The 17415-nt window shown below is 72.0% G+C and carries 17 protein-coding genes and 2 pseudogenes; 6 read left to right on the top strand and 13 right to left on the bottom strand.

The window, feature by feature from the left end; genetic code table 11:
* Positions 1–7: 7 nt before the first annotated feature.
* Positions 8–199 (top strand): annotated as a pseudogene (locus T398_RS09530) (GNAT family N-acetyltransferase); the annotation flags it as partial.
* A 232-nt stretch (positions 200–431) separates the two neighbouring features.
* Here the strand turns inward: T398_RS09530 and T398_RS09525 are convergent.
* From T398_RS09525 to T398_RS09490, 8 genes are all read right to left on the bottom strand, one after another.
* Positions 432–1184: an SDR family NAD(P)-dependent oxidoreductase gene (locus tag T398_RS09525; protein ID WP_496446034.1), complete on the bottom strand. Its 753-nt coding sequence runs from the start codon at positions 1182–1184 to the stop codon at positions 432–434.
* Positions 1185–1590: 406 nt separating this feature from the next.
* Positions 1591–2280: a RibD family protein gene (locus T398_RS09520; protein ID WP_496445963.1), complete on the bottom strand. Its 690-nt coding sequence runs from the start codon at positions 2278–2280 to the stop codon at positions 1591–1593.
* A complete protein-coding gene (locus T398_RS09515) occupies positions 2273–2920 on the bottom strand; it encodes a GTP cyclohydrolase II (protein WP_496445962.1) in 648 nt (215 codons plus the stop codon). The genes T398_RS09520 and T398_RS09515 overlap by 8 nt, the downstream gene beginning before the upstream one ends.
* An 11-nt stretch (positions 2921–2931) precedes the next feature.
* Positions 2932–3819, bottom strand: a complete 888-nt coding sequence (locus T398_RS09510; protein WP_496446032.1) for a lysylphosphatidylglycerol synthase transmembrane domain-containing protein — start codon at positions 3817–3819, stop codon at positions 2932–2934.
* 110 nt (positions 3820–3929) lie between these two features.
* On the bottom strand, positions 3930–4778 hold the full coding sequence (locus T398_RS09505) for a small ribosomal subunit Rsm22 family protein (RefSeq protein WP_496445961.1): 849 nt from the start codon (positions 4776–4778) through the stop codon (positions 3930–3932).
* Complete coding sequence (locus T398_RS09500) at positions 4775–5809, bottom strand: glycosyltransferase family 4 protein (RefSeq protein WP_496445960.1); 1035 nt, start codon at positions 5807–5809, stop codon at positions 4775–4777. Before T398_RS09500 ends, T398_RS09505 begins: the two co-directional genes overlap by 4 nt.
* Complete coding sequence (locus T398_RS09495) at positions 5806–6204, bottom strand: 6-pyruvoyl trahydropterin synthase family protein (RefSeq protein ID WP_496445959.1); 399 nt, start codon at positions 6202–6204, stop codon at positions 5806–5808. Before T398_RS09495 ends, T398_RS09500 begins: the two co-directional genes overlap by 4 nt.
* A gap of 4 nt (positions 6205–6208) precedes the next feature.
* On the bottom strand, positions 6209–7189 hold the full coding sequence (locus T398_RS09490; protein WP_496445958.1) for a zinc-dependent alcohol dehydrogenase: 981 nt from the start codon (positions 7187–7189) through the stop codon (positions 6209–6211).
* A gap of 90 nt (positions 7190–7279) precedes the next feature.
* Here T398_RS09490 and T398_RS09485 point away from each other — a divergent pair, with 90 nt between their 5' ends.
* Positions 7280–9640, top strand: coding sequence for a CDP-alcohol phosphatidyltransferase family protein (locus tag T398_RS09485; protein WP_496445957.1), 2361 nt, complete (start codon positions 7280–7282; stop codon positions 9638–9640).
* A gap of 8 nt (positions 9641–9648) precedes the next feature.
* On the opposite strand, the gene T398_RS09480 is transcribed toward T398_RS09485, so the two are convergent.
* Positions 9649–10848: an acyltransferase family protein gene (locus T398_RS09480; RefSeq protein ID WP_496445956.1), complete on the bottom strand. Its 1200-nt coding sequence runs from the start codon at positions 10846–10848 to the stop codon at positions 9649–9651.
* Between the two features lie 100 nt (positions 10849–10948).
* On the opposite strand from T398_RS09480, the gene T398_RS09475 reads away from it, so the two are divergent.
* Positions 10949–11593 (top strand): TetR/AcrR family transcriptional regulator, encoded by a 645-nt coding sequence (locus tag T398_RS09475; RefSeq protein WP_496445955.1) that lies wholly within the window; start codon positions 10949–10951, stop codon positions 11591–11593.
* Positions 11594–11704: 111 nt separating this feature from the next.
* On the opposite strand, the pseudogene T398_RS09470 reads toward T398_RS09475, so the two are convergent.
* Positions 11705–11884 (bottom strand): annotated as a pseudogene (locus tag T398_RS09470) (SIP domain-containing protein); the annotation flags it as partial.
* 278 nt (positions 11885–12162) lie between these two features.
* Between T398_RS09470 and T398_RS09465 the strand changes: the two are divergent.
* The gene (locus T398_RS09465) at positions 12163–13635 is read left to right on the top strand and encodes a hypothetical protein (RefSeq protein WP_496445954.1); all 1473 of its coding nucleotides are present in this window, start codon (positions 12163–12165) and stop codon (positions 13633–13635) included.
* Between the two features lie 79 nt (positions 13636–13714).
* On the opposite strand, the gene T398_RS09460 is transcribed toward T398_RS09465, so the two are convergent.
* Genes T398_RS09460 through T398_RS09450 form a run of 3 tightly spaced genes read right to left on the bottom strand, consistent with a single transcriptional unit; the run spans position 13715 to position 16292 of the window.
* Positions 13715–14272, bottom strand: a complete 558-nt coding sequence (locus T398_RS09460) for a GerMN domain-containing protein (RefSeq protein WP_496445953.1) — start codon at positions 14270–14272, stop codon at positions 13715–13717.
* Positions 14269–15621, bottom strand: coding sequence for a sensor histidine kinase (locus tag T398_RS09455; protein ID WP_496445952.1), 1353 nt, complete (start codon positions 15619–15621; stop codon positions 14269–14271). Before T398_RS09455 ends, T398_RS09460 begins: the two co-directional genes overlap by 4 nt.
* Positions 15618–16292, bottom strand: coding sequence for a response regulator transcription factor (locus tag T398_RS09450; RefSeq protein WP_496445951.1), 675 nt, complete (start codon positions 16290–16292; stop codon positions 15618–15620). The genes T398_RS09455 and T398_RS09450 overlap by 4 nt, the downstream gene beginning before the upstream one ends.
* 177 nt (positions 16293–16469) lie before the next feature.
* Here T398_RS09450 and T398_RS09445 point away from each other — a divergent pair, with 177 nt between their 5' ends.
* Positions 16470–16826 (top strand): hypothetical protein, encoded by a 357-nt coding sequence (locus tag T398_RS09445; protein WP_496445950.1) that lies wholly within the window; start codon positions 16470–16472, stop codon positions 16824–16826.
* Positions 16823–17356 carry an STAS domain-containing protein gene (locus T398_RS09440; protein ID WP_496445949.1) on the top strand — a complete coding sequence of 178 codons (534 nt, stop codon included), beginning with the start codon at positions 16823–16825 and terminating at the stop codon, positions 17354–17356. Before T398_RS09445 ends, T398_RS09440 begins: the two co-directional genes overlap by 4 nt.
* Positions 17357–17415: the final 59 nt, after the last annotated feature.

Here is a 17415-nt window from a genome sequence, read left to right as displayed (position 1 = left end):
CCGGGTGGTCTTCGGGCTCCTGGTCGACTTCGTCTTCGCCGACCCCACCCACCAGCGAATCGTCGCCGGGCCAGACGCCCGCAACGAGCGGGCACAGGCTCGACTGCGCCGTACCGGCTTCGTCGATGGGCTGTTGGTCGACCTGCCGGACAAGCAGGCCCGACTGATGTTCCTGGACCGCGCCGCCGCTGGCCGCTGACTGACCGACAGCGGAAAGGTCCGTACACCGGAAGGCTCGGGCACCGGAAGCTCGGGCACCCGAGGGTTTGGCACCAGACGGCTCAGCAACCGGGCGGTTCTGGACCGCCCCGGGCCGGGCCGGTACCTCCTCCAACCGCTGTCGAGCTGCCCCACGGACGAGACCATTGCCGGCGGCTTCCTGAATCGGCAACAGCGGCGACCCGGCCCATCCGACCGGCGGAGTCACCTATTCAGTCGGCAAACGGGCCTCGGACTGTCACGCCCCCGTCGACGGCGACGCTTTGCCCGGTCACGTAGGACGAAAGCGGTGCGGCCAGGTAGACGGCAGCCGCAGCGGCATCATCCGGAGCGCCGAGTCGGCGCATCGGGATCCCGGGCACCTCGCCGGCAGGCTGCGTAGCATTCGCCACCGCCGTTGCGATGGCACCGCAGGCCACGACATTCATACGGATACCGTCGGCGGAGTATTCGGCGGCGACGGTCCTGGCGAGACTTACGAGGCCGGCCTTGGCGGCACCATAGCCGGCCTGCGTGGGTGCGGCCATTACCCCAGTGACCGAACCGACACTTACGATGGAACCGCCCTGCCCCTGGGCCAGGAAGGCTCGGATCGCGGCGCGGACCGCACGGACGACATGGCCGAGGTTCATTTCGTACGCGAGGTCCCAGTCGTCGTCGCTCATCTCGTGCAGCCGCACCGCGGGCACGAACGCGACCTGCCCGCCCACGACAGTCACGAGCGTGTCGAGCCGGCCAAAATCGGCGATGGTGGCAGCGACAAAGGCGTCCACAGTTGATCGGACCCGTACGTCGCCGACGAGGGAAAGCGCGCGGGCGCCTGATCCGATCAACTCCTCGACGGCATCGTGCGAGCGCACACTGTCGACGTCAGCGACGGCGACGGCAGCGCCGGCCGAGGCGAACGCCCGCGAGATCGCCCGTCCGATTCCGTCCCCTCCGCCACCGATAACCAGCGCGTTCATGCCCTCGAGTGGTTTAGCTAGATTACGCATCGCTAAGTTCTTTCATGACGATGGGTGTCGTCGGCGACCCCGACGCCGCGGCCTGGTTGACCCGGGCGACCACGGTCCCCACCCAGCCTCTGCCGGGTCCGGCGAGCCAGCCGCTGCCGAGCCCGGAACAACCAAACCCCCGGAGTGGCACCCCCTCCGGGCCGCCGGGCTGCCCTGTTCTCGAGGGCAGCTCGACAGTCCGCAGGGAGACCTACAGGGAGACCTCCGCGCCGACCGTGGCCCACACCCCGCCGCACGGCACCGCCCAAACCCGTCACCACCCAGACCCGGCACCGCCCGCCCCCAAACCACCGCCCGACCGCGGGGGCTACGGCGGGACAGCACGGCGTTGGAACATCCGCACCAGATGCTGCCGTCAGCCGGGGCAACGGTCGGAGAGGGCGTAGCGGACCAACGCGACATCGCCGATCTGCCGCACCTCGGCGACCTTGGCCCGGTGACCGGCATGCCACGGAAATGAGCCGTCCCGCACGAAGCGGGGTGCCCGGCCGTCCCCGACGAAGAACGGGGCGACCACCAGATGCAGCTCGTCGGCGAGCCCGCTGGCGAGGAACTGGGTGTGCATGCTCGCGCCCCCCTCCACCAGCAACCGGCCGATCCCCCGCGCGGCCAGGTCGGCAAGCACCGACACCAGGTCGACCGGCTCCCCGGCGTCAACCACGGTGGCGAGGTCGCCGAGGCGCTCCCGGACCTTCACCACCCCCGGGGTGGCACAGTAGATCAACCGCACGGTCGCACCGGTGGTGAACACCCGAGCCCGCGGGTCGAGGTCGCCGCAGCCGGTGATGGTCGCCCGGGCGGGTGAGGCGGCCCGGCCACGGGCAACCCGGTCGGCCCGCCGCGCCGCGGACCGGACCAGCAGCCGCGGATCGTCCCGCCGGATGGTGCCCGCACCAACCAGGATCGCGTCGCAGCCAGCCCGCACCTCGTCGATCCGGTCCAGATCGGCGTCGTTGGAGAGCACCAGCCGCTGACCGGTCGCATCGTCGATGTAGCCGTCCAATGACGCGGCACAACTGAGCAGGACGTACGGGCGCTCAGTCATGAACGAAAGGCAGGTCGAGGGTGTGCTCGCCGCGAGTCGCCTTGGTCGCCAGATAGTCGGCGTTGGCTGGGGAGAGGAAGACTCCGGTGGTCACCTGTTCGCTGACGGCGATGCCGTGTCGGTTCAGCTGTGCGCACTTGTCCGGGTTGTTGCTGAGCAGCGCGACCCGGTCCACACCGAGGGCGGTGAGCATCTGCGCGGCGACGGTGTAGTCCCGCTCGTCCGCCCCGTGGCCGAGGGCGATGTTCGCCTCGTACGTGTCCAACCCGGCGTCCTGCAACGCGTACGCCGCCAACTTCGCGTACAGGCCGATGCCCCGGCCCTCCTGGCGCAGGTAGAGCAGGTAGCCACCGCGGTCGGCGATCCGTTCGACCGCCTCGCGCAGCTGCGCGCCGCAGTCGCAGCGCTGGCTGCCGAACACGTCCCCGGTGAGGCACTCACTGTGCGGCCGCACCAGCGGCACCGGGCGCCCCGCCGGGTCAGCCGCCGGGGGGTCAGCCCAATCGCCGAGCCCAAAGGCCAGGTGCTCACGACCGTCGACCAGACCGGCGAAGGAGTAGACCCGGGCCGTGGTGGCGTACCCGTCCGGAAAGCGCAGCGGCACGCTGACCTGGGTACGGATCGTGGCAGTGGGATGCATCGGACTCCTCGTCAGACGGTGCCAGCCGGCACGCGGACACGGCGGGCCGCCAGGACGGCGGCACCGGGGAGACTGGCGACGAGCACCAGAGCTCCGTAGACGATGGCGGTGGCGACACCCTCAGCGGCGGAGAGACCGGCTGCGCCGAATGCCCACGCGGCCGCGCCCTCGCGGGGCCCGAAGCCGGCGATGTTCACCGGGATGCCCATGGCGAGCAGGGCCAGTAGGGTCAACGGCACCAGCAGCGTCAGCGGCGCCGTCGAGCCGGCGGTCCGGGCCGCGAGCACAAAGGTCGCCAGGTGCCCCGCCACGGCCAGGGTCGAGGCGAGCAGCACCCCGAGCCAGGTACGGCGGGCCAGGAGGCCGGCGCGGATGTCGGCGACGGCGACGCGGACCACCCGCGCCCACCGGGACTGACCGGCGGGACGCACCCACGCCAGCAGCGCTGCGCCGAGGCCGAACCCGGCCAGAGTGGCGGTCACTACCGGCAGGTACGGCCGGACCGGGGACGGGAACGCGGCCAGCACCACCACCGCGACCACCGCGAGGACCACCTGGCCGGCGGTCCGCTCCCAGAGGACGGCCCGCACACCCCGGCCGAGGTCCCCCGCGGACCGCCCGTGGCGGACCGCCCGGTCCACGTCGCCCAGGATCCCGCCGGGCAGGGTCGCGTTGAGAAAGACCGCCCGGTAGCAGTGGGCGACGGCGGTGCGCAGCGGCAACCGGATCCCGAGTCCTCGGGCCACCAAACTCCAGCGCCACGCGCCGCAGACCGTGGTGACCCCACCGATCACCAGCGCCGCGGCCAACACCGGACCGGTGATCAGACGCAGCCCGGCAAGGAACGGGCCGGTGCCCACCAGCCAGAGCAGCAGAGCCAGCAGACCGAGGCCGCCCAGTGTCCGGGCCCACGCCCAGAGCCGGCCGGGGGCCGCCGGTAGCGGGGCGCCGCCCTCGCCATCCGGCCCTCCCTCGCGGTCCGTCCTTGGGTAGGCACGCTCCACAGCGGTCACGGGTTCACCATCGGCAGGGCCAACAGGTCCCGGTGGTCAACCAGCACCGACAACCGGCCGGCCGCGAGATCGGCCCGGCGACGATGCGCGTACCCGGTCAGCGGGCCGGCCAGCTGGGGCCGCTGCTCCCGGGCCGCATCGACCCAGCCGGTGAACCACTCCCCCAACAGGCCCGCGTCGGCAGGGCCGAGCCGCCACGGGCTGGACCGCAACGTGACCGCAGCGCCCTGCCGGGCAAAGGCCGCGGCGGTGACGGCTACCGCGTCCGGACCGAGCAGCCGCCGTCCACGAACCGTACGGCGCTGGTGGTCGTCGAACGCGGAAGCGACCTCTGCGTCGAGCGGGTCCGCGGGGTCGAGGCGGACGTGGCCGACCACCGAGAGCGTGACGAGCGCCGGCCGGCCGCCGGAGGCGGCCACTACCCGTCCAACTTCCTCGGCGGTGAGCATGTCCAGCAACGCGGAGGCGGTGATCAGGTCGGCCTCGGCCAGCTCGGTGGCGGTGAGCCGGGTCAGGTCACCGCGACGGGTCTCGACGGTGACCGGGCTCCCGTCGGCGGCAGCCGGTGGTGGGTCGACGGCAGCCCGAGCCAGCAGGTCGGCGTCCCCGTCGTGCAGAACCCAGTGTTGGGGCCCGGGTAGGCGGGGGGCGAGCCACCGGCCCATCGCACCGGTGCCGCTGCCCAGGTCGTGGATAACGATCGGGCGGGTGCCGGTGAGCCGGGCCCGGACCCGGTCGGCGAGGTCGACCACGCGGGCGGCGGCGTCGGCCGGTTCCCGCCGGGTGAGCCAGTCCGCGAAGGCCGCCGGCAGGCCCAGCTTGAGCGCACAGTCCCGCTCCGTCATCTCGCTCCTTCCAGCGCCGCCGCGAGCGACCGGGTGGTGGTGGTCCAGCAGGTGAGAGTCTCCCGGCGGGCCCGCGCGGCGCGGCGCAGCCGGTCCCGCAGGGCCGAGTCGGTGAGCCAGCGGCGGAGCGCGCCGGCAAGGGCTGCCGGGTCGTCCGGGGGCACCAGCATTCCGGGCACCGTCCCATCCGGGGCGCACCCAAGGGTGTCGGGCAGCCCACCGGCGGTGGTAGTCAGCACCGGTACGCCCCGCGCCAGCGCCTCTGTCACCACCATCCCGTACGTCTCGACCCGGGAGGCCAGCACCAGCAGGTCGGCGGTGGCGTACCCGGCGGCTAGGGCGGCGCCGGTGCGGGGTCCGACGAGGTGCACCCGCTGAGCGAGGCCCAGGTCGTCGATCCGTCGCCGGAGCCGCCTGACGAAGCCCGGGTCCTGGGTGAGCGACCCGAAGCAGTCACAGCGCCAGGCTAGCTCCCCGACGAGGGCGAGGGCGTCAACCAGGGTGTCGTGTCCCTTGTGTGGGGTGAGGGCGGCGACGCAGAGCAGTCGCTCGCCCGCTGCCGAGCCGGGCCCGGCGGCGGCCCGGTCAACCCCGGGCGCCGCGACGTACACCCGTTCGGTGGGCAGCCGGTACCGGTCAAGCAGCCACCGGCGGGTCCAGGTGCTGGTCGCCACGATCACCGCCGCGTGCCGCAGGGCCACCCGTTCCGCCGCGCTGGCCAGCGGCAGGTGCACCAGCACCGCCAGGCGCAGCCGTCCGGCGTTCGGGGCCAGAAGCTCCGGCACGGCGCTGGCGACGAGCCCGTCGCACAGGACGAGCGAACCGGACGGCAACGCGTCGAGCACCCTGGCGAGGGCGAGGCGATCCGCGTTCGTCGGGTACGGCCAGGCACCGGGCACCGGGCGCTCGTGGATCGACCAGCCGGCGGCCGCCAGCCCGTCGAGGACCCGCCGGTCGTACCGGTTGCCGCCACTCGGGTTGGTTGGATCGTCCACATCGCCCGGCAGCACCGCATGCAGGGCGTGGCTCACAACGACCGTTCGTAGCTGGCCCAGGCGACGTGCGACTCGTGCAGGGTGACACTGATGCCGGTCAGGCCAGCGGCGGCCGCACCCAACTCCCCCGCGTGTACCCGAGCCGCGAGGCGGTCGGCGACGGTGCGGGCCAGGACCTCGGTGGTGGTGTTCACCCCGGCGAACTCCGGCTCGTCGTCCAGGTTTCGGTAGGTCAGCTCGCCGAGGACGGCGCGCAGCTGCTCCGTGGCCCGACCGATGTCGACCACGATCCCGTCGGCGTCCAGGTCACCGCGGCGGAAGGTCGCGTCCACCACGAACGTCGCCCCGTGTAGTCGCTGGGCGGGACCGAACACCTCGCCCTGAAAGCTGTGGGCGATCATCATGTGGTCCCGGACGGTCACGCTGAACACAGTGTCACTCTCCGTCGTAGGTAATGAGGTGGCAGAGGGCCGGCAACCGCTGATCGGCGAGCCGGGGCAGCACGTCGGGCAGGTCCGCGAACCGGGACTCCCCGGTCAGCAGGGCGTCGAAGACCGGGTCGGCGAGGAGATCCAGCGCCAGGGTGAGCCGGTCGGCGTGGCTACGCCGACTCCGCCGAGCCGGGGCGACCCGTCCCACCTGGCTGCTGCGCAGGGTGAGCCGGCCGGCGTGGAACTGCGCACCGAGCGGCAGCGCCACCTCGCGGTCGCCGTACCAGCTCAGCTCCAGCACCGTGCCCTCCGGCGCCACCAGTTCGAGGCAGCGACGCAGGCCGGCGGCGGTCGCGCTGGCGTGCACCACCAGGTCCCGTCCGGCCGCCGCGTCGGCCGGTGCGGCGAACCCGACGCCGAGCGCCCCGGCGAGCGCCGCCCGCGTCGGATCCACATCGACGAGCTGCACCCGTACGCCGGGAAAGCGGGCCAGCAGGACCGCGACGGCCGCGCCGACCATCCCGGCACCGACCACGGTGACCCGGTCACCGACCAGGGGTGGCTCGTCCCAGAGGGCATTCACCGCAGTCTCCACCGTGCCGGCGAGCACCGCCCGGGCCGCCGGCACCGCCTCGGGCACCACCACCACCGCCTCGGCCGGGACCACGTACGCCGTCTGGTGCGGGTGCAGGCAGAAGACGGTCCGCCCGCGCAGTTCGGTCGGACCCTGTTCGACCACGCCCACGCTCAGGTAGCCGTACTTGACGGGGGCCGGAAATTCGCCCTCCTGGAACGGGGCGCGCATCGCCGCATACTGTCCGCTCGGGACACCGCCGGTGAACACCAGCGTCTCGGTGCCGCGGCTCACGCCGGAGTAGCGGGTTCGGACCAGCACCTCGCCGGCGTCCGGGGTGGGCAGCAGCACCGAGCGGAGCTCGCCCTGGCCGGGTGTGGTGAGCCAGAAGGCGCGTGCGGTCTGGCTCACCGATTGCTCCTCTCCACGGCCCCGGGGAACCGGAGCGACGCACCATTCGTAGACCCTGTCAGAGTGGTCGATCATAGACAGGGAGGCGTCGTGACCACGGTTCGAAACGGTCCGTTGATTGGGCTGTCCGTCCAGATTCTCCTGTTGGCCGGGGTGGCCGAGACGGTGGGGCTCGGCGCCGTCGGTTGGGTCGCTGGCCTCGCGTACGGGCTGGTGGTGTGCCTGGCGCTGGGTCGCGGCCTGCACCGGGCGGGGAGGGGCCTCGGGCCGGCCGACCGGGTGACGCTGACCCGGGCGGTGCTCATCGGAGCGGTCGTCGCGCTGGTGGCCGACGGGCTCGCCGGCCGCCCGGTGCCGGTCGGGCTCCTGACCGCTCTCGCCGCGGTGGCGCTCTCGCTGGATGCGGTCGATGGCTACGTGGCCCGGCGCACCGGCACCGAGAGCGCGTTCGGCGCCCGGTTCGACATGGAGATCGACAGCGTCCTGGTGGCGGTGCTCAGTCTGCATGTGGCACCCGTGCTGGGGCCGTGGGTGCTCATCCTCGGTGCGATGCGGTACGTGTTCCTCGTCGCCGGCTGGGCCCTGCCCTGGCTGCGCGGGCCGCTGCCGCCGCGCTACTGGCGCAAGGTCGTCGCGGCGGCCCTCGGCGTGGTGTTGCTGGTGGTGACGTCCCGACTGCTGCCGAGCACGGTCGGCGGGCTGCTCGCCCTGGCGGTGTTGGTGCTGCAACTGGAGTCGTTTGGCCGGGACGTGGCCTGGCGGTGGCGGCGCCGGGCCAGCACGCCGCCGGCCCCACTGGTGACGGCACCCACCGAGGCAGCGGGGCCGCGATGGCTCGCATGGGGGCGACGGGTACCCGCCTCGCTGGCGGTGCTGCTGGTGTTGGCCGCCCTCACCGTGCCGCGGCAGCCCAGTCAGCTGGTACCGGCCGCGCTCCTGCGGATCCCGCTGGAAGGTCTCGCGATGGCGGCGGTCCTGCTCGCCGTGCCCGCCCGGGCCCGGCGGCCGGTGGCCACACTGACGGGGACGCTGCTCGGGCTGCTGGTGGTGGTCAAGGCTGCCGACCTGGGCTTCCACAGCAGCCTCGACCGGCCGGTTGACCTGGCCCTGGACTGGCGCCTCATCGACGAGACGTTCACCTTCGTCAGCGCCTCGGTCGGCCGGGGCGGCGCGATCGCGGCGTCCGTCGGCGCCGGCCTACTGGTGGGGGCGTTGCTGACGGTCACCACCTGGGCGGCCCTGCGGCTGAGTCGACTGCTGACCGGGCACCCGGACAGCGGGCGGCGGGTACTCGCGGGCCTGGTGGCGCTCTGGCTGGTGGCCGCCGCCACCGGGGTACGGATCGTCCCGGCTCTACCGGTGGCCGACACGGCCACAACGGACCTGGTCCGGGCGCACACCGCGCAGGTGCAGGCACGCCTTCAGGACCGCGCGAGCTTCGCCGACCGGGTGAACACCGACCCGTACCGCCTGGTCCCCGACGATCAGCTGCTGACCGCGCTGGCGGGCAAGGATGTCCTGGTCGCCTTCGTGGAGAGCTACGGACGGGATGTGGTGCAGGAGCCGGAGTTCGCCGCCGTCGAGGCGGTGCTCGACGAGGGGCAGCGGCGGCTCTCCGCCGCTGGCTTCGGTACCCGTAGCGCCTTCCTCACCTCACCCACCGCCGGAGGGGGTAGCTGGCTGGCCCACGCGACGCTGCTCTCCGGGCTCTGGATCGACAATGACCAGCGGCACCGTACGCTGCTGGCCAGCGATCGGATCCCCCTCGGTGCGGCGTTCCAGCGGGCTGGTTGGCGGACGGTGGGGGTGATGCCGGCAGTCAACCGGCCCTGGCCGGAGGGGGCCTTCTACGGCTACGAACGGTTCTACAACGAGTACCACCTCGGCTACCAGGGCCCCCGGTTCGGCTTCGCCCCGATGCCCGACCAATACACCCTCTCCGCCTTCCACCAGCGGGAACTGGCCGGCACCGACCGGCGGCCGGTGATGGCCGAACTGGCACTGGTCTCCAGCCACTCGCCCTGGACCCACATCCCGAAGCTGGTCGACTGGGACACTCTCGGCGACGGCCGAGGGTTCCACGACGCCAGCGAACGCAGCTCCTCAACGCAGCCCCGCATCGGATACCGCCGCTCCATCGAGTACGCCCTCGGCGCCCTCATCTCCTACCTGCAGCGGTACGGCGACGACGACCTGGTGCTGATCGTGGTCGGTGACCACCAGCCGGCACCGGTGATCACCGGCCCGGGCGCCAGCCGGGACGTACCGGTCCACCTCGTTGCCCGCGATCCGGCCGTGTTGGCGCAGATCGCCGGCTGGGGCTGGCCGGACGGGCTGCGTCCGGTGCCGGATGCCCCGGTGTGGCGGATGGATGAATTCCGGGACCGCTTCCTGACCGCTTTCTCCCCCACCCTCGTCCCGCCGCCCCCGGTGGCCGGCCCGCCGCGCTGACCGTCATGTCACAGGATCGTACGGAGGCCGGGCAGACGACGGACTGTCACGGCAGCGGCGACGCTGATGACGATGCCGAGAGTGGTGACGGCGACGAAGGTGGCCATGGTGGGTAGGCCGGCGCGGGCGAACGCGAACTGCAGGGCGACGATGATCGGCAGGTGGATGAGGTAGATCGTGTAGGAGCTGGCGGCCATGGCGCGGGTGAGCCGGTTGTGGGCGGCGAAGACGTCCCGGAACAGGGTCACCAGGCCGATGCTGAGGCCGACGCAGAGGAAGGTCTCGGTCAGGGCCCAGCAGGCTGAGGCCCAGGAGGCGCCGCCGGGGGCGAAGAACCAGGTGTCGGTGCCGGTCCAGAACAGTACGGCGGTGAGTGCTGCGCCGATGGCCAGCCAGACATAGCCGGTCCGCCGGGGCAGTCGGGCGAGCCAATCGCGTCGGTAGGCCATGGCGCCGGCGGCGAAGAATGCCGTGTATTGGGCGAGGCGAGCTGGTTCCGCCTGGATGAACCCGAACAGCGGCACCCACTGGTCAAGCGGATACCAGATTCGGATGAGGAACACGACCGCGGCCAGAGTGAGAATGCAGACGATCAGGCTATGGCTGTCGGTCATCCAGGTCAGCCGGGCCGGTCTCGGGTTGGAGCGGACGCGGGGCAGTAGCCCGCCCAGCCAGTGGAACAGCAGGTACAGGGCACTGAGGGCAAGCAGTGTCTGGATGAACCAGAGGTGTCCGAACTGCAGGTCGGGCCAGATCGGGCCGGTCCAGCCGGCCGGCTGTGGGCCAAAGCCGAGGAACACGTCCAGGTAGTAGCGAGGAAACGAGATCGGCGGATAGCTGCGGTATTCGCGGTAGTAGACATACATCAGTACGGGAATGATCGTGGCCGAGCCGATCAGAAACGGAATGCCGAGGCGCTTGAGTCGGCCGAGTATGAACCCGCGGCCGCCCTTGTGGTCGACGACGCGGGGCACGAGGAACGCGGCGACGAAGAACAGCAGGCTCATCCGGAACGCCCCGCCCACTGCGGAGAGGGTGGCCAGGACGGGCAGGTGCTGGTCGCCGTTGAAGTACCACCAGTCAGCGGGGCCGTATGCCTGGGCGGCGTGGTGAACCACCACCAGGAGGATCATCGCCACCCGCAGATTGTCCAGGTAGTGCAGGTACTGGGTGCGGCGTGCGGGGGGTTCACTGACGACACTATTCATATGTTCAATATACTGACCATGTGTTCAGCGTGGGATCCACAGCACCCCATCTCGGGAAGTCCCCGAGGACGGCGCCGGCGCGATGACATACCGTGCTGACATGGAAGCGTCGCCGTCGGACCTGACCGGACGGGCGCGGCTACGCGAGGCGGCCCTGCGCCTGTTCGCGCAGCGCGGCTTCGCCGCCACCTCGGCCCGCGCGGTAGCCGCTGAGGCCGGGTTGTCGCCGGCCCTGGTGATGCACCACTTCGGCTCCAAGGAAGGGCTCCGCGCCGCCGTTGACGAGCAGGTCCTGGCCCGGCTCAGCGCCGCCCTGCGGCAGCTGGAACCGGGCGGCACGGATCCGATGGCGTCACTGGGTGAGATGTCCGCGCGGATGTTCGGCGCCGACCCGATACTGCGTGGCTACCTGCGTCGGGTGCTACAGGAGGACAGCCCGGCCAGCGCGGCGCTGTTCGGCCACCTGCTGGAGGGTACGCGCACCGAGTTGGAGCGGCTGGTCGCGGCCGAGGGCGGCCACACGGATGCGGATCTGCGGTGGGCACCGTTCCAGATGCTGTGCCTGATCGTAGGCCCACTGCTGCTGGAGCCGGTCATGCAACCGAATCTGGACCAGCCCATGTTCGAAGCGCCGGCCCTGGCCCGCCGCAGCGCCGCGAACCAACGCCTACTGCGGCTGGGCCTGTTCGGTGCCGACCAGTCACCCGGTGCGCAGGACGCCGCGAAGTCTGCCCGGCGGCAGTGATCTCGGCGAGCCGGTTCCTCCGTTGAGCACTGCCACTGACGGTTCAGCGGTGCGACTTGCGGAGTGCGGCGGCGTCCGACGCGAGGCCACGACGACCGCGAGGCCACGGCACCCGACCGACGGACCGGGCAGCAACTCCGCCGTCGCGGCCGACACGGCCGGCACAAGCCGGGTGCCGGGTGCGTGCCCGCCTCGGGCCAGCCAGTGCACCATCACCCCGGGTGGCGCCGCCACCGGCTGCGCGTCGTCGGCCTCCGGCACTTCCAGCAGCACCCGGCCATCGACCTCGGCGAGCTCGGGACGCGCGGCGCGGACGCCTTCCGGGGCCGGACGTGGGAACCGGTCCCGCGTCGCACTCGACCCAATTAGGTCAGCCTTACCCTGACCACTGTCAAGTGGAGATCGACACAGTCGAACGGCTCGACCGCCCGACAGCTCGCCACCACGGCCCCCAAGGGCGGGGCAGGTCTTCAGCCCACACCACGACGGCGGTAGCGTGTCGCCACACCGTTGCCCGTGGGGTGTTCCCGCCCCGGCGTGGCGCTAGCGATCGTACGGAGGATGCAGCCATGTCCCACGGCGACGAGTCGTTCGCGGTCAGCGACCACAAGGTGTCGCGGCCGGCTTTCGACGTCACCATGCGCGGCTTCGACAAACGTCAGGTGGAACGACACCTTGACCAGCTCGACGACGAGCTGCTCCAGACCGTGACCGACCGCAACCAGGCACACGCCCGAGCCGAGGCACTGACGGCCCAGCTCGCCACCCTCGAGGCGGAGGTCGCGGGGCTACGCGAGCGGCCAGCCCGGGTCGACCGTGCCGCGTTCCGCGATCTGGGACCGATAGTCGAGGAAATCCTGGTGCTGGCCGAACGGCAGGCCGCCATGATCGGCGACGCGGCCGGACAGCAGGCAGCCGAGCTCACGGCGGAGGCGGAGCGGACGCTCACCGAGGCCCAGGAACACACGGCCAGAGCCATGCGCGACTTCGAGGAGGAGTTGGCGACCCGGCGTACCGACCAGGAGCAGGCGGACGAGGAGCGGCGGGCCGCCGCCCAGGCTGAGTTGGCCGAGATCCGCGCCGCCGCTGACCAGCTGCGGGAGGCCGGTGAGGCCGCCCACGAACGGGCCCGGCAGGAGGCGATCCAGGTCGACGAGCAGAGCACCCAGCGGATCGAGCAGGCCCGGGCCGAGGCCGAGGCATTCCTCAGCTCCGCCCGCACCCAGATCCAGCAGGAGGTGCAGGCGGCCCGGACCCGGACCCAGGAGGAGCTGGCGCGCTGGCAATCCACCGTAGAGCGAGAGTTGACTGACCGGCGTACCGCCGTCGAGCAGGAGATAGCCGAGCAGCGGGCCACGGCCGAGGGGGAGCTCGCGGCCCAACGTACCGCCGCCGAACAGGAGATCGCCGCGCTCATCGCCGAGGCGCAGGAGTACGCCGCGAAGGTGCGCCAGCGAATCGACGAGCAGGCCGCCAACCACCAGCAGCAGCTCGCCGCGGTGCAGCAGGACATCCGAGACCGCCGGGAGGGGCTCGGCCGGCTCCAGTCCGAGCTGGAGGCCGGCCAGCAGCAGCTCGCTCAGGTCCGCCAGGACGGCAACGCCATCGACCAGGAGCTGGCCAAGCAGCAGCAGCGACTCGGCACCACCCGCCGGGAGCTCGCCGACGAGCTGCACCGGCTGGAGGAGGCCCGGCGCGCGGCCGACTACGCCGACCAACACGCCAAGGAAGTCAGGTCGCGAGTCAAGCGCGAGGCGAAGCGGGTGGCCGACCTGGCCGCAGCAGCGGTCATGGCAGCCGCAACCGGCGGTGCCGCGACCGCGGAGTACCCGCAGGTAGTCGCCCGCAACGCCCCCGCCGGTGGCGATGCCCCCGCACCCGACCCGAATCACGCGGCCAGCGGCCAGCCGTCACCGCAACCGGACGAGGGCGCCAGCGGCGACACCGGGCACAGCGGAGAGGCATCAGCGCCGCCTGGCGCGGCCCCGGCGCACCCCGATGAGCCGACCTTCCCTGGCGAGACGGTACCGGTCGCCGGCTGACCACCATCGCTGCGCCGGAGCCAGGCCGGCTGACCACCGCCGCGGTGTGCCGCAGCCCAGACAGCTCGACCGCTACCGCTCAGTCCGAGCCGGACAGCTCGACGTAGTCGGCGGCGGTGAGTGGCCCCGGCGACAGCGACCCGTCCGCCCGAGGAACGCCCAGCGGCGCGCCGTCGCGTAGGAAGGACACCGAGTCAACCTCTGGGCGGGCGGTGAGGGTGCAGACGATCTGGCCGAAGGCGAAGACCTCGTCGCTCCGGCCGGCGCCCTCCGCCACCGACGGCACGTCCACCTCCGCCCGCGTCCCGGTGAGGCGGATGCCGGCCACGGTGACCGCGCCGAAGAGCGCGGTGGCCAGCCCTTCGGCCCGCTCGGCCTCGTTCGGCCCGGCCAGCAGGTGCTCCAGGTGCTGGTTAATCGTGGGCCGGACGTCGAGACGACGGCTGACCAAAACGAGGCGGTCATCCCGAACGAAGTAGAGCGCTTCGGTGAACCGCCCGGCCGGGTCGGAGACCGCCGTACTCGGGGTCGGGAACGGCCCGTACGGCGCCACTACCGCCCGCGGCTGGTCGTCGGTGGGCACGCCGCAACCTGCCAGCAGCACGAGCAGCATGGTCACCGACAGGCGGGCCTTCACTCCAGGCTCCCCGGCAATTCCACCCGAAACCGCGCCCCGCCCCCGGGCCGGTCGGCGACCGTGGCGTGCCCGCCGTGCGCGGTGGCGTGCTGCGCGACGATCGCCAAGCCGAGGCCGGTGCCGTCAGTGCCCCCGCGGGCGCGCGCGGCGCGGCTGCGGACAAAGCGGTCAAAGATGACACCCCGATCGGCCACCGGTACGCCCGGACCGGCGTCGTCCACCTCGATGATGCCCGTGGCGCCGCCGGCTGACAGCCGGACTGCGACCGGGCCCCCGCCGTAGCGGACCGCATTCTCGAGCAGGTTGACCAGCAATTGCACGGTGCGTCGCCGGTCCACCCGCCACTCCGTGGGCATACCGGGGTCGGGTCGCACCAGGCTCTCCGGCAGTTCCCGGCTCTGGCACACCTCACCGGCGAGCGCGGCGATGTCCACCGACTCCCGCTGGGCGGGCTGGTCGGTACGGGCCAGCTCCAGGAGATCGTTGACCAGTTGCTGGAACCGGCCGATCTCGTCGGCCACCAGGCCCGCCGCGGTCGCGGTCCGTTCGTCGTGGTGTCCCCGCCGACGGGTCAGCACGCTCGCGGCGGCGTAGAGGGTCTGCAACGGCGAGCGCAGCTCGTGACTCACGTCGGCGGCGAAGCGTCGGTCCCGTTCGATCCGTCGGGCCAGCTGGTCAACCATGTCGTTGAAGGAGGTCGACAGGCGGGTCAGGTCCGGGTCCGTGGCCGGGGCTAGTCGGGTCGTGAAGTCGCCGGCGGAGATCCGCTCGGCGGCGTCCGCGACGGCGGTCAGCGGGCGCAGACTGTGCCGGGTCGCGTACCAACCGAAGGCGGCTCCGGCGCCGGCCACCATGATCGCCACGGCGGTCAACGCCAACGCGAGGACCTGGAAGGTCTCCTCCAACTCCCGTAGGGAGGTCAGTTCGTAGTAGCTGGCGCCGTCGGGCAGTGGCACCCCAACCAGCAGTGTCGCCTGCCCGGCCAACTGGACCCGCTGCACCCCGGGCTGTCCGGCCCGGACCTGCCGCTGCAAGGCCGCCGGCACGCTCGTCGCCGCCGTCTCGGCGGTACGCCCGTACCAGGAGCCGTCGAGGTGGAGCAGGGGTCGCCGGGAGCTGCCGGTGTCCAACGAGCGGAGCACTTCGACGACGTCGGGGTCGTCGGTGTTCAACCCGATGCGGACGACGGCCGCGTCGAAGTAGGCGGCCCGTACGGCCGTCCGTTCCCGCTCGTCGAGCAGGCTACGTCGGGTCAGGTCATACGAGATCAACGCCATCGAGGAGGCCAGCAACGCGGCGCCGACGGCGAACCCGGCCGTCACTCGCGCGCGGAGCCCGAGATGTCTCATCGCTGCAGCTTGTAGCCGAGGCCACGGAGCGTAACCAGGTGCCGCGGGTTACCCGGTTCCGCCTCGATCTTCTGGCGCAGGCGCCCGACGTGCACGTCCACCAGGCGCTCGTCGCCGCTGTCGTACCCCCATACCCGCTGTAGCAACTGCTGCCGGGACAACACCCGGCCGGCGTGCTCGGCCAGCTCGCAGAGAAGTCGGAACTCGGTGCGGGTCAACGCCACCGGCGATCCGGCACGACGCACTTCCCCCGCCTCCGGGCTGACTTCCAGGTCACCGATGACCTGCACCGCGACCGGGGTAGCCAGCGCCCGGGCCCGCCGTCGCAGTGCCCGCAGCCGGGCGGACAGTTCCTTGATGGCGACCGGTTTGACCACGTAGTCGTCGGCACCGGCCTCCAGCGCGGCGACGATGTCGTGGGTGTCGTCCCGGGCGCTGACGACCACGATCGGGACATCGTCGTCGCGGCGCAGCTGACGGATGCCTTCAAATCCGTCGATACCGGGCAGCATCAGGTCGAACAACACGTTATCGGCCGGGTCGGACCGCTGCATCCGCAGCCCTTCCTCGGCAGTCGCCGCCCCCCGCGCGATGTAGCCCTCCTCTTCCAGGGCGAGCAGCAGTGCCAACCGGATCCGGTCGTCGTCCTCGATCACCAGTACCGCGGTCATAACGGCATCATCCCCGGCGCCCCGGCGAGCACCCACCCCGGGGCAGCCGCCACATCTTTTGTCATGCGACTGTCATCCAACCGCACCGACCGCTACACGACCCACTTAGAGGGTGAGAGGCATGTCGGGCCGCCCGTCGCGCCAACGCCGACCCCATCCCGCTGAGAGGAGGCAGCAGTGACCGGCAACGCCCTCATCCACGCCCTCGTCATCGGCGCTTTCGTCGGCGTTTTCGTCGGCCTACTCGGGCGATTCGTTCTCCCGGGCCGGGACGCTGCCCCGGTGTGGCTGGCCGTCGCCGTGGGCCTCGGTGCCGCCCTGCTCGGCACCATCACCGCCCGGGTCGTTGGCGTCGATGTCGCTGCTCCCTCCGGACTGCGGCTGGCCGTGCAGGCCGGCTTCGCCGGCGCCGCGGCTACCCTCGCGGTCATAACAGCGAGGCATACGCCGGAGCCAACGAGGCGGTCCATCCGCCGGTGGCGTACCGCCGCTGACCCCTCGGCGCCGACGGACCAGGAAGGGAACCAACCATGACGGTCGTGCCGGACGACAACATGATGACCCTGATCTGCGATGGTTGCGGAGAGACCGCCGCCAGCACGGCCGTCGTGCTACCCGACGACGAGGTGGTCTGGACACTCGTGTCCGAGCATGGCTGGAGCGGGTCTCCGTTCGCCACCGGTCCACACCGGTGCGCCGGATGCACCCCACCCCCGCCCCCGCCCGGCCGAGCCGCCCCCGCCCAGCCGCTCGGGGCTGCCGACCACGATGAGGTTGTCGAGGCCACCACGACGACGGACCCGTTACGCACCGCGCTGAGCAAGGCCACCGAGCACGAGGGACGCGTGGTCGTTGACCTCTCCGCCGTCGAGCAGATCGACTCCGTCGGCCTCGGCTTGCTCGTCCGGGCCCGGCAGGAGGCTCGTCAGCACGGCGCGGAGCTGTGCCTCCACGCGCCCTCCCGGTTCGTGTTGACCGTGCTACACACGATGCGCCTAGACACCGCCTTCCCCGTCGTGACCGACCAACCAAACCCCACGAACGAACCCAAGGTGCTGGTGTGAACAGCCGACGGGCGCGTCGCGACCCCGCGACCGGCCGCACCCCGCTGCCAGCTCCAGCG

This window comes from Salinispora goodfellowii, from assembly GCF_059570675.1.
This window is presented reverse-complemented; position numbering and strand designations above follow the sequence as displayed.

Coding starts and splice junctions, on each gene's coding strand:
- T398_RS09520 (WP_496445963.1), bottom strand. CDS start 2,280: ATGACTGAGCGCCCGTACGTCCTGCTCAGTTGTGCCGCGTCATTGGAC.
- T398_RS09515 (WP_496445962.1), bottom strand. CDS start 2,920: ATGCATCCCACTGCCACGATCCGTACCCAGGTCAGCGTGCCGCTGCGC.
- T398_RS09455 (WP_496445952.1), bottom strand. CDS start 15,621: ATGAGACATCTCGGGCTCCGCGCGCGAGTGACGGCCGGGTTCGCCGTC.
- T398_RS09525 (WP_496446034.1), bottom strand. CDS start 1,184: ATGAACGCGCTGGTTATCGGTGGCGGAGGGGACGGAATCGGACGGGCG.
- T398_RS09505 (WP_496445961.1), bottom strand. CDS start 4,778: ATGACGGAGCGGGACTGTGCGCTCAAGCTGGGCCTGCCGGCGGCCTTC.
- T398_RS09480 (WP_496445956.1), bottom strand. CDS start 10,848: ATGAATAGTGTCGTCAGTGAACCCCCCGCACGCCGCACCCAGTACCTG.
- T398_RS09475 (WP_496445955.1), top strand. CDS start 10,949: ATGGAAGCGTCGCCGTCGGACCTGACCGGACGGGCGCGGCTACGCGAG.
- T398_RS09465 (WP_496445954.1), top strand. CDS start 12,163: ATGTCCCACGGCGACGAGTCGTTCGCGGTCAGCGACCACAAGGTGTCG.
- T398_RS09450 (WP_496445951.1), bottom strand. CDS start 16,292: ATGACCGCGGTACTGGTGATCGAGGACGACGACCGGATCCGGTTGGCA.
- T398_RS09440 (WP_496445949.1), top strand. CDS start 16,823: ATGACGGTCGTGCCGGACGACAACATGATGACCCTGATCTGCGATGGT.